At 41.8% G+C, this 12,588-nt stretch carries 6 protein-coding genes; all 6 read right to left on the reverse strand.

The window, feature by feature from the left end; translation table 11 throughout:
• Positions 1-78: 78 nt before the first annotated feature.
• Complete coding sequence (locus tag HMPREF9447_RS20735) at positions 79-5,874, reverse strand: alpha-2-macroglobulin family protein (RefSeq protein ID WP_009131748.1); 5,796 nt, start codon at positions 5,872-5,874, stop codon at positions 79-81.
• 826 nt (positions 5,875-6,700) lie between these two features.
• Entirely contained in the window at positions 6,701-9,838 is a 3,138-nt protein-coding gene (locus HMPREF9447_RS28580) for a PL29 family lyase N-terminal domain-containing protein (protein ID WP_044138502.1), read from the reverse strand.
• A gap of 458 nt (positions 9,839-10,296) precedes the next feature.
• The gene (locus HMPREF9447_RS20745) at positions 10,297-11,250 is read right to left on the reverse strand and encodes a tyrosine-type recombinase/integrase (protein ID WP_009131751.1); all 954 of its coding nucleotides are present in this window, start codon (positions 11,248-11,250) and stop codon (positions 10,297-10,299) included.
• A gap of 136 nt (positions 11,251-11,386) precedes the next feature.
• Complete coding sequence (locus tag HMPREF9447_RS20750) at positions 11,387-11,599, reverse strand: DUF3791 domain-containing protein (protein WP_009131753.1); 213 nt, start codon at positions 11,597-11,599, stop codon at positions 11,387-11,389.
• Positions 11,596-12,114: a DUF3990 domain-containing protein gene (locus HMPREF9447_RS20755; protein ID WP_009131754.1), complete on the reverse strand. Its 519-nt coding sequence runs from the start codon at positions 12,112-12,114 to the stop codon at positions 11,596-11,598. The genes HMPREF9447_RS20750 and HMPREF9447_RS20755 overlap by 4 nt, the downstream gene beginning before the upstream one ends.
• A complete protein-coding gene (locus tag HMPREF9447_RS20760; protein WP_044138503.1) occupies positions 12,111-12,374 on the reverse strand; it encodes a DUF3791 domain-containing protein in 264 nt (87 codons plus the stop codon). Before HMPREF9447_RS20760 ends, HMPREF9447_RS20755 begins: the two co-directional genes overlap by 4 nt.
• Positions 12,375-12,588: the final 214 nt, after the last annotated feature.

Here is a 12,588-nt window from a genome sequence, read left to right on the forward strand (position 1 = left end):
TGTATTATATACAGAGACGCGGGGTTCTTTCGCATATTTCGAAAAGAACCCCGCACTTCTATATCTCTACATGCAATACTATTCTACATCTACTTTCATGGATGTCGAATGAGCGGCATATTCCGGTGCATAAGCACATTGTATGGTTGCCAGTCCGGCTTCATACTGACCGCTGCGGGCAACACGATAGCTGTATTCCAGCACATATACGCCTTTACTCAAACTGTCGAAGAAGAAATTAGTAGAAGCGTCTTCTATCTCCACATAATAACCTGTTCCGCTATTCCAGCGATAACCGGAGATGGAATTCATCGGTTCGAAGCAAGCGCCGCGTTGGTCTTTCAGCTGAACGAAGTCCATAGCACGGTCGAGGCGTATCGTCAGGCGGGAAACTACTTTATCACCTACATTCAGACGGGTGGAAGCAGTAATCGGCTGCAGTTCGGCCTTTCCACCGGGCAAGGTACGCTCTACGTAGAGTTTCTTTTCTACTGCCAACTCGCCTCCCTGTTGTTTCACGTCGGAAATTGGAGATAAATATTGTGCATAGACTGCGCCCCATGCAATGCCTGCGTCCCGTTTTTCTACCGTAATGGACTTGGCACGCAATTCAGGGCTGCCTTGTGCAAAGCTCTCCTTGATATATCCCAAACCGGGAACAGTAGTTTTAGCAGGACTGTATGTTTCCAATACTTTATTGCCAAGTACAATGCGTACATCACCACGGGATGCCAACAGATCGCTGCCTTGGCAGAGCAATGCATAAATGGCATCGGCTGTTGCCACGGACGAATTCCAGCTTGTAGTTTGTTTCTGCTTCAGCAACCAGAGTTTCATTTCTTCTACCAATGCATCGTTGCCACCTGCCATACGCAGAGCTTCCATTACCTCCACATGAACGGAAATCGGTTGAGTTCCCCAAAGGAAAGACTTTTCATTGAAAGCAAAGTAAGCACCCCGCTCATTTGTCTGCACCAGATGCTCTTTGATGGAGGCGATGAATTCATTAGCCTCGGACGCACGGCCTGCTTTTTGCAGAATGACGGCGGACTGTGCCTTGATGCCCATTGCATTTGAATTCAGGTTCTTACCAACCATAGATAGGAAGTAGCGGTAAGCTGCTTCATTGGCAGCGGGAACTTTCTCACCGGAGATAGCTACCAGATAGAGATACTGCATAGCCGGGTATGAAAGAGTAGTTATCTTGGCACCATTCTTTTCGGCTTTACGGATATTATTGTATTCTTCCAATGCCTGCTGATGCAGATAGTTGAAAGCATTTTGTTGCATGGAAAGGGCATCATCGGAATTCTTGGTTCCGGTGAGCAAAGGCAGGCGGACGAGAAGTTCGGTTATATACCCCGTCATACTACGGCTGCCGGGCATGCCTTTGTACCAACTCCAGGCACCGTTTGACTCTTGCAATTCCTTCAATTTAGTAAGAGCGGTTATATTTCCGTTTGCCAGATTATTAAGATCGAACAAGGTGGCAATACGTGCCTGCTGTTCAGCTTCTGTGGTGGCTTCCATCAGCCACGGGCTTTCTTCAAGAAGGATATTCTTCACATCCTGGTTCTTCTGCAATTGGCTGAGGAAAGTTTCTTTCTTACCACCTTGCATACGCCAGCTATCGAATACGGCTTTGATGCGCGGCTGACTGTTGGCGATATAAGAAGCAAGGGAATTGGCATAATAAGCGGCAGCCCAGGCTGTAGCATTGTCTGTGCGAGGCTGGCTCAACGTAGGCAATGCCTGAACGGCATACCAAGCCGGATTACCGGTGAACTCTACTGTCAGTCGACGGTCGGTAGCGGTACGGCTGTTATAATTGAACAGGCTGTCCAGAGAGAAGGTACGGGTTTCTTCACCACGTATCGGCATGGCGAGGGTTTCGGTGATATATTCCTTGTTGCTCAATACAGGCAACAAGTGTTGCTCACCATCACTGAATGTGCCGCCATCGGCAATCATCCGGACACCTAAGAAATCGTACTTGTCTGTCACGGTAAAGCGGAAAGTTACAGGAACGGTCTTTCCAGCTTCCACAGTAAAGGGGTGGCTTTGAGTAGAAATCACTTTCTCTGTTATCGGGTCGAAAAGGATGAATTTAGTGGTTCCCTTCAGAGTTTTACCTGTCAGGTTAGTTACGGTTGCGGCAATACTCGTCTTATCCCCTACCCGCACGAAACGCGGCATGTTGGGGGACAACATAAATTCCTTAGACGTAACTGCTGAAGCATCCAGTGTGCCTGTGAACATGCCTTTCGTATGGGAATATCCACGGAAATTCCAACGCGTCAGGCTTTGCGGCATGGTGAAGGAGAAGGATATTTCACCTTGCGCATTAGTACGGAGTTGCGGATAAAAGAAAGCTGTTTCGGCAAAGTTAGTGCGAAGTTCAACAGTAGAAGATTCATCTGCTTTACCGGCCATTACAGCTTCTACCATCTCTTCTTCATAAAACACCTCTTTGGTATCTGCATCATCACTTACGGCAACCATATCTGCAGAATTCTTTGCCATAGCCCTGCTCTGAACAGTTGCCATTCCTCGTACAGAACCTGTCAAAACTGATTTCGGTGCAATGCCATAGCCTATCACTACTGCCTCTGCAAGCTCCGATTGAGTATCATAGAAACGGTCATATATCATCATAGGCACCTTCCAATTCTTCATCGGAAAATTGCAAGAGTAATACAACCAAATCGTATATCCTTCACGCCAATTGGGGATGGATATATGGCGGGAATAGTCTACAAAGAAATTCTGACGATTGGGATATATCTTATCCAGAGAAGCATCATACATTGTAGCAAGCATTTCAGCCGCAGCCGGAGTGCCTTGCGGAGTCTTTATCGTCAAGCGCCATTCTTCTTCCTGTCCGGGACGTAGCTTGTCACGGAAAACATCCCATTTCATTGTCAGTTTCTTGTCCGGCAAACGTTTCCTCAAACTCACAGTTCTCGAATAAACATTGCCGTCTTTGACGACAGTAAACAGATATTCTATCCCATCGCCATATGCATCCAGATAAGGAACATCGAAACGGACAATGGAGTCAGATAACTGAAGTACCTTGCTATCCAGACGCTGTTTGTCGCTGAATATATCCAGCATCACATAAGCGTCTTTATAGGAAGTTCCAAAGCAGAACTGTGCCGGATGTCCGGCGTCAAACTCTTCATTACGAGCATAGAACCAAACGTCGGACTTCACCACAGGACGATTATCATTATAAGAGAAAAGAACGATTGTCTTATCAAAGTCCACGTTTCTACCCTGGTCGTCTTTAGCTTTCAGTTGCAGTTCATATTCACCGGAAGGCAAATTCTTCCATTCCGGCAACAGAGTTGCTACATTCGATTCAAAAGTGCCACTGATACGAACCAATGAATCTCCGTTCACTACCTGCACCAGTCGATAATCCCCTTTCAGAGCTACCGGTTCTCCATTGAGGTTCTTTGCATAGAAAGTAAGACGAATACTGTCATCCTTGCAGATACAGTCTTCGTCATCAACAGAGAGAACCACCGAACGACTTCCTGCTGCCAATGATGTTACGGCTGTTTGCGTTTCACCGGCCTGGTTTGTGACGGATGCTTCTATCCAGTAGGTATAATATACGTCGTTATTGTCTTCTTCATCATCACCTTCCAAACGAACGGGAATAGTAAAATCTCCATCATCACCTATGATAACATCACCGGAAGCAATAGGGATGCCTCCATCTTCATAGCCCCACCACCACGAATAAATATTCCGGGTGATCGTATAGTTTAGTTCAAGTCCCTGCAAAGGCACACCGCTGAATGAGCTTGCCTTACCTTTCACCTGTACACTGTCCCCTACCTGATAGGATGCCTTTTGAGGATCAAATACAATGTCAAAAGTCGGACGTTTATATTCTTCCACGCGTATATTTGCCCAAGCCTGACTCTCGCCACGGGAAGCTTCTATAGTGTAGTTTCCATTCAGACAGGCTGTCGGAAGCATAAACTCTGTTGTAAATGAACCGAATTCATTAGTACGCAATTCTTTTCGGGAAATCTCTCTGCGGTTTACATCGCGCAGAATTATTTCATAAACAGCATTCGGGATAACGTCAGCCGTATCGTTCTTTTGAGTATAAGCTATACCTTTTACATAAACGGTTTGTCCGGGACGATACAAAGAACGGTCAGTCAGTAACTTCAAGTTATTAACCGATTTTTCAGTACCATCTCCCCAGTTCACAAAAGAACCGGAAGATACACGTTGAAGAGGCATTGACCGATCTGATCCTTTTCTGGCAACCAAAGAACGAATTTTCGAATCTGACTTATATGTCACTTTACCAGATGCATTCGTTGTCTTCCGCTCCACTTCTTTATTATCCTTTCCTATGTAATATGTAGAATAGAAAATGACTTCGGCATCAGCAACAGGATTGCCGGTTTCGGCATCCAGCACCACTACTTCATTATTATTTCCGGGCAGGGCCATCGTCAGCACCTTAAACCGGGTAAGATAAATAAGATTTTCCGAACTCTTCCCCTCTTTAGCATCAGGAACAATCTGCAATACATAGATACCCGGCTCGTCAGGCAACAAAATGCGGCACGTGCCGGTAGTCAACTGATAATCTTTCGAACGAGACAGAGGCAAATGCTCCGTCTTTACTTTATGGGTATATTTTTTATAGAAATCAGAATTAATCTCCGGAATGTCAGATACTGATTCCATAAGAGTAGTACGATACAGATTGACCGTAAAACCATCCAGATTCTTATGAGTAACCCGCAATGACAAGGAATCACCGGGATACATAATTTTATTTGTATTCAAGGTCAACTGAGGTTGCAAGATATTTTCCTTCAAATCACGCAACGCCGAAATGCGCTTGTAATCGGGATACAGGCTGATAGCCTCATCACAAAGCTGCAAAGCTTTCTGATTTTCTTGTTCATTGCGATAGTAATGCGCCTTAGCCAGATAAGCTTCCGCACAAACACCACGCTTGGCATAATCTTTTATAATGCGATCCAGCGCACGCAAGTATTGGTTCGGAGCATCGCTTTCTCCCTTTTTTAATGCACGGGGACGAAACAGTACATCTTCTCTCTGATTGCGCCACTTCATGTAATCCAACATGGTCAGTACGGTTGCGTCTTCCCGATCCGGCATCTTCCGGTAGGTATTAATCATCTGCCCGTAAATGTCCATGATTTTACTTTTCACAAGCGTATCCGCATCAAAGTCCGACACGTTTTGCAAAGCTTCAATGGATCGCGATGCCAGCAAATGATACATATCATGGTGATAATACTCACTTGCATCTCCTAAAATAACAAAAGGAACATAACTGCGTGAGGACGTTTTCAGCAGTTCAACCGAGTCTTTCAGAGTTTCATCGGTATATTTCATAACTTGTTGCATAAACAAGTTGCCGCTCCACTCGCGGATATCCTTTGGCAAGGCATCCCCTTCCAAATCGAGCGAAGTACGTTTTCGTAATTCCCAACGGTTACCAGCCGCATAATCAGCATAGATATTGGCTACCAACGAATGAAGCACAGCACGGCTAACCGTATTCTGTTCTGACTTAGCCCATTGTTCCAATCCTTGCAGATTAACATAGAAACTATCAGGGGTCAACATATCCTGATTAGCTCTCCGGCACATGTAGGCTTTTAACATCTGCGGGGTATTTTTTTCTTTCTCCCCCTTTCGGAATATCTCATCCGTCAGTTTAATTACGGTTTGTGGCAGGCTCTTCTTTTGTGCCTGCTCCACTTGTTTCCACAACTTATCAAACGACTGCGCATGCAGCATGGGCATACAACCCAGGAATGCCGCCAGCAGCACTAAACTACAAATTCTTCGAATTCTTTCCATGGATACTATTCTGTTAGTCTTTGTACTAACAACAAAGGAAAGGAATAAAGTTTAAACAAATGCTGTTTTTTTAATAAAAAACCTTTCAGGAGGGTATAAAAAGAGCGAGGAGTACGTTTCGGGACGTACTCCTCGCTTCATAAAGTTTAGTTAAAATGCTTTCTTACTTTTTCAGGGTATACCCCATCATCAACATCTCGTTCCGACCTACTTCGGCGAGAATGTTTCTCCATGTTTTAAAAATCTTTTTTTTCATAACCTTAAAAATTAAACTAATACCTAAAACTAAAATCTAAATACACACAATAAAAAAGGGTTTAATAAATCGTTGAGTAACCCCATACATGTTTATCAGCCTCGCTGATGTGCTTAAAAATTTTCTTTAACATCTTCATTTTGTTATCCTCCTTTAAAAAACTTGTTATCCTATTGATTATATGTTTTACAACACAAAAATAAGACCTTTGTTCAAGATAACAAGTGATATCAGATGGAAAAACATGTTTTATAACACATTTCTTGATCTACATCAAAAATAAGAAGATCAGACAAGGGGGTAAGAGAAGAAAGAATGGCAGGAAACGGTAAGAATGGCAAGGTAAGAGACAAGGTGGCAGAAAAAGAGTGAGGCTATCCTCCGGGGACAGCCTCACACAACAACATTTTACTTTTCACAATGGTGAAAAAAGGACTATTCTTCACAGAGTAGTTGTTATATTAATAAGAAATGTGCCCCGAAAGGCACATTCCATTTAGATTATCGATCTAATATCCATGTAAACTACAGTCTTTTTACGGACTGTAGTTTAAGGAAATCAAGTTTCAATTAGTTAACCGGGTCAACTGCAATCTTAACATATCCAGTTACTGTACCCCACTTATAGCTTACGGTTACAGGAATCCACATGTAGTAAGTTTCTTGCAAAGTAGACATGTTAGTCTTATAGTTCAATACCCAATCACTATCTGTTGAAGAAGCAGCAGTAGTAGTACCCTTAACAGTCAACTTGGTGTAATCAGGTAATGTAACGTCGTTTGCCTTAGCTTGAGCCAAAGTTGTGATTGTATTATCCGGTGCATATTTATCAGTACCAGCAACCTTCTTCAAGTTAGTGAAGATCTTACTGTTATCCAGCAAACCAGCAGTATTGACAAACATTGCAGGTGAGAAGTATTCAACAGCATAGAATTCTTCCAAACCTGTAGTTTTCTTACCATCAATTACAACGGCCTTATTTCTCCAGTCAGTCAATGCAATGATATCAGTTAACTTCAGATTATCACCCAAATCCTCAGCATCCTTGAAACTCTTAGTAGCAGCTTCAGCCAATGTCAATGGTCTTGAGAAGTTTATATCAAACAGTTTAACTGTTATTTGCTCAGACAAGCCTGTAGCAATCAGCTTGAGATTAGTAATCTTCAATGCACCTGTGCTCAACAGTTCTTTCACCTTAGCATTTTCAACCAATTCAATTGTCTGACCTGTAGTTGTCGGAGCACTAATCTTAGCAATCTCTACTGCACCTATCTTAATAGTCTGCACTTTGTCTGCAGCAGTCTCAATGGTTACAGCAGCACTTGTTCCACTAGCATTCTCAACCTTAGTGTCCTTAGTGAATATGTACTCAGTCTGTACACAGTCATAGTTACCTGCGGTCGGCTTATTCGGGTTGAATGTCAAATCAAGAACTTTGTTTGTAGTCTTGAACAATGAGTTCAATTCAGACTTGAAGATACATTCAGTAGGAGTATAGCCTGTTTCAGGAGCATTTACATTCAATTCAGCTGTTCTATCATCAGACCAATATAAATAGCGTGATGCAGTGATAGTCGGCAATGCAATAACAACCTTAGCAGTTACATAAACATCCTTATAAGCAACAGTTTCGCTATTAGTGGTCATATGCAATTCTATTTCATATGTGCCAGGAAGCAATGTGTTGTCTAATGCGTAATATACATAATTATTCTGAGATGTCGCAGAACCGTCAATCCATAAAGTATTAACACCAATATTTGTTCCAGTATAAGCAGCTCCGTCTTTTGTGAACTTCGGAATATATGCCGCAGTATACGTATTAACAAATTGGCTCTTGCTCATACCCAATTTATTAAATACTGGATCAAAATCAAAAGCAAGTTTATTATCAACTACTTCATTAACCGGAGAATAAGTCTGGTTATTGTATGAATGATAGGTTTGATTTGCTATACCTACTAATGGTTGACAACCTAAAGTCTTAGTACCCAAGTCATATGTCGGATAATTCAATGTACCCTGAACCATATTAATAACTTTCATCTTCAACAACTTAGTCATCACTAAAGTTGAACCTATATACATTTGAACTTTAACAACCGGTTCGCGATTGATAGCTGCAGTTATTTCCTGATCGAATGAAACTACACCATCTTCCAGTTTCAAGTATCTGGTAGTCTGGTCAACTTCTGCTTGTTTGAAGCTTTCTAAAGTAAATTTGAAAGTAGGAGCATCAAAGTTCAAATCCTCCAACAAATACTGACTATTCTTAGATGTGAAGCCAGTAGATGTCATAAATTCACGAGCGATACCCTCTACATATTCATTCAAGTCAGTAGTACCAGCAAAAGGAACATCCAAAAGAACAGGTATATTTGCTAAATAAGATTGTACATTAGCTTCTGCTTTAGTATACATCTGAGACAATTCTTTCAAATTAGGAGTGTCCAATGTTTTTTGACCAGCAGCAGCTCTATCAGCTTCCGGAGTTACGATATATGACTTAGTAACATTCAAAGCAATAGCCGTTTCTTCTTGAGGAACAACCATTCTGGCAACAGCTACGTAGGGAGCATCAACAGAACTACCATTGATGTTAGCTTCATCTTCATTCTTGTTAGAAACACGAAGAGATGCAGTGTTTGCAGCCAGAATATCATCACTATAAGGAGATTCCTCAACTACACCTGCAGGGTTATTGAAGTCATGTTTGCTAGTGCCAGCAGGAACGTTAGCATATACACTTGGATTATTCCATGCAGATTCAACGTTTGTAGAATACAAAGCAAAGTCTTTTGCATTAGCTTTTACTGTCAAAGCACCAGTCTTGCTCGGAGTAATCTTACCCAAGTTCAATGTCGTAGCAGCAGCTCTTGTCATTGCCTTGTACCAAGTACTCTGCATTGTAAATCCTACAACTTCATAGTTGCTCGGATCTACAGAACCCGGATTTACTTGATAATCGAAGTTTGCCCAACCGTCAACCAAAGTCGTTGCGAATTTCGTGTTGGCCAAGTTGTATTCATAAACAGCAGCGCTTTTTGTAGAGTTGTAATCAGTACCGATAACAGGCAAGAATACGATATCTCCCAATTCATCACTCTTAACAGAAGGAATATAAGTTAATGAAGATACAAACAAAGCAGAATATTTATTTAAAGCTAAATCGCCATATTCTTTACCGCTAGCATCTTTCAGTCCTTTAATGATGTATTGGCTATCCGTTTCAGCTACAGTGATTGTGTTTTTAGTTACCCAAGAAGAATTTGTGTTTTCTCTTGTTGTTTTTCCATCAGCAATAGTCACCTTAATCCAGAAACCATCCTCACTGCCAGTTGTACCCGGTTCATAGTAAATAGTAGGTGCATTCGTTCCAGAGGTAGCGTCACCTTTAGATGGTTTTCCAGTATCTTTACCGTCAATCCACCAATTGCCATTCTCACCAATTTCCACAACAGAACCAGCAGTACCATTCTCTCCATTGGTTCCATTCGTCCCATTGGTCAGTTCGAAAGAATTGCCATTACTTAATGTTACAGTGACGCCCTTATCCGTCTTAGTAACGCCAGTAATAACAGAACCGCCGTCAACCAAGGCATTGATTTTGTCAATAGCCGATTTATTGGCATCAATCTGCCCCTGCAAGTTACTAATGTCATCATCGTAGTCCTTGCAAGACGTAAACGTTCCTGTAAAGCCTACCATTAAAGCTCCAAACAGGATTGCACTTAGAAATTTTTTGTTCATAATAAAAAACTTTAAATTTATAAATTTAAAAAATAAAGAATAATAAAAGTTCATATGTTAATCTTCGCCGTTTTTGAACCGTTACTTTATAGGTAATAAAATACTGTTAATTTCGTTGACAATCAAGCTGTAATAGCGGTATGGAGCCTGTTTTGTTGGAGATGAGAAAATGTATCAGTATGGATATGCGAAAAGAGGAACTCGTTCCTAAAAAGAGACATACGAAAAAGAAAAAAGAAGATTTCAGAAAGAATGAGAAGCTTAAGAATAGGTGTAATACTCTGATTTTCGCACTATTAAGAAAGCAGAAGCGTTTTCAGTAAAGACAACACCTTTCCTCTCCTCAAAGCGCACTTTGAAGAATCTGAATATTATGCGACAATACTAAACTGTATTATAAAGATGGACTACATCTCTTATACCAAATATCCGCCACTTTTTACAAAAGAAATTACTATCCGATTGGCTTCATCTATTTTTTTATTACTAAAGGGCTTCAGATAAGTTTCCGTAACTGCAATAGACGAGTGTCCCATTGCTTCTGAGATGATACCGGGGTGAATTTCACAGTAATAAGCCATTGTAGCCCAAGTATGGCGAGCTGCATAAGTGCTGAGAGCTGATTTCATGCCTATAGACTGCTTTAGGGCAGACAAACGTCTATTAAAACTTCTCAAGGCAGATTGGTATTCCCGATATGCAGCCTCTGAACCTTCTTCACTCTGCAGAATAGGGAACAGGTAAGGCGAATCCTGATTTCTGTCGGCCACCATACGTATCAACTGCATAACTTCAGGAGTAAGCATCACTGTCAAAGCTCGTCCTGTCTTGCGACGACGGTAAGACAGCACATTACCCTGCAAATCTCTCTTATGCAAATAAGCCAGATCAACAAATGGAATACCGCGCAACATGAACATAAGGACAAAAAAAATTCTTGTTTTCTGATTTTCAGAAAGATAGTTCGTCTCTCGTATACCTATTTCCGCTTCACGAACCAAGTAGCTGATATCCGATGTCTCCAGTGCTTTCTTTCTATCCGCACGCGTACCTGTGTATACGTGTTCAAACAGTCTTGGTACATACCGGGCATATTTCATATCAACAGCACAGTTGTAGGTGGAACGTATTGCTTTTATATAGGTAGAAACTGTATTCCAACTACAATTCCGCTGTCTCAGATGATTTTCGAACCTTTTTAGCAGTGCTGAATTTAATTTACGTAAAGGTAGTGGCTGATTGTTTACAAATGCAGAAAAAGCATTCGAAGTAGCCTGATAGATATGCGCTGTCCCCCATCGGCTGTTTTCGCGAAGTTCCTCAATAATTATCGAGAACATCTTCTGTAAAGTAATTTCATTTCTATTCATTCCTAAATAATTTATATGATTTCATTGCGCAATATATATAAAATGAACATGAATATGAAATTCCGCACATGTTGTTTTTATGATACAAAGAACCTCTTCCAATTTAATAACAAGCAAGAGGAGGGTTCCTATCATTCTATCCCATTTTATCCTGTAATTCTCTAATTACATCGTTCACGATATATAGGTCACCCATTAGATATAGTCCCGTTTCGGGATCGTGCAACCGTTCACAAGTGTCGGACTCGTAGAAGATACCGAGGGCACGTTCAGAAGAGATATTGAGGTGCTCGCTCAATAACACGATGATACGTCCTATTTTATTCCAGAGGAGAAGGTCGCTTATCATAACTTACCTCCTTTCTGTGAAATACTTAGGGGCAGACATTCTTTGAAGTGCAGACATTCGTCGATGAGACGCTGGTTGAGCAAGCACATCTGGTTATTGGGCTGATGTTGTGCCAGCTGTCCGAGAGCTATTTCGGCGGGCATAGTTCCTGCTATATAGCTTTCCACAGTATCTACTACACGGTCGTTTGCTATGCCTCCTTCCACGAAGTCGTATTCCTGCCAGGGCTTTAATCCTTTGCGGCTGTGTACGATAAAGTCGAGCCAGTCACGATTATAGGTTTCGAAATGCAGGCAACGATAGACTTGGCGGATACGTTCCATATCTATCTCATAGATGTTAAGGTAGGGAGTACCTCGCAACAAGCGCAAATTGACAATTTGTGCCCAGCGTTCGGCCTGGCTGCGGAGGGTGGTAACGTAGAAGCCTTGTCCAAAGTCAAGGTCAGGACGCCCATAGGATGCTAGTGGCTTTCTTACGATATCAGCTGCACCATGATAGACTAGAGTGCTCATAGTTTGTCTCCTTTCATTGTTTTTCCCGCAACTTCCCAGTTGTGCAGGGTTTCGAGAGTGGTATCGGTTATATACTCACGGCTTTGAGTGTGCAGTAAATCATAGTAGGGGAGAATGTACTCCTCTATCATGCCGATGCGTGCCATGCGGCGGTACATCTCAGTGGGGGATATACCTTTGCGACGGGCTGCGGCTTCAATGCACGAGGCGGCGAAGATCATTCGCAGTTGTTCGTCGGTCATTCGTTGCATACTTGTCATACTTCTTGTCTCCTTTCTTAGATTGCAAATATAATGCTTACTAACCAGACTTACCCCAATTCTGCTGAACAAAAAGTAGTTTCCTCCAGCAATCCCCTTAAAATACTCTTAAAAATCATGATCTTAGCAACAGAAAGCCAAGTAGCAAACTAATTGAGAAATATAATCTAATTTACTTAGAGAAGTTTTATAGGCAAGTAAAGCTAAAAAACAC

The organism is Bacteroides oleiciplenus YIT 12058, from assembly GCF_000315485.1.
GTDB classification, from domain to species: domain Bacteria; phylum Bacteroidota; class Bacteroidia; order Bacteroidales; family Bacteroidaceae; genus Bacteroides; species Bacteroides oleiciplenus.

What these genes read in the sequence shown, in the direction of transcription:
- HMPREF9447_RS20735 (WP_009131748.1), bottom strand. Translation starts at nt 5,874, where the DNA reads ATGGAAAGAATTCGAAGAATTTGTAGTTTAGTGCTGCTGGCGGCATTC.
- HMPREF9447_RS28580 (WP_044138502.1), bottom strand. Translation starts at nt 9,838, where the DNA reads ATGGTAGGCTTTACAGGAACGTTTACGTCTTGCAAGGACTACGATGAT.
- HMPREF9447_RS20745 (WP_009131751.1), bottom strand. Translation starts at nt 11,250, where the DNA reads ATGAATAGAAATGAAATTACTTTACAGAAGATGTTCTCGATAATTATT.
- HMPREF9447_RS20750 (WP_009131753.1), bottom strand. Translation starts at nt 11,599, where the DNA reads ATGATAAGCGACCTTCTCCTCTGGAATAAAATAGGACGTATCATCGTG.
- HMPREF9447_RS20755 (WP_009131754.1), bottom strand. Translation starts at nt 12,114, where the DNA reads ATGAGCACTCTAGTCTATCATGGTGCAGCTGATATCGTAAGAAAGCCA.
- HMPREF9447_RS20760 (WP_044138503.1), bottom strand. Translation starts at nt 12,374, where the DNA reads ATGACAAGTATGCAACGAATGACCGACGAACAACTGCGAATGATCTTC.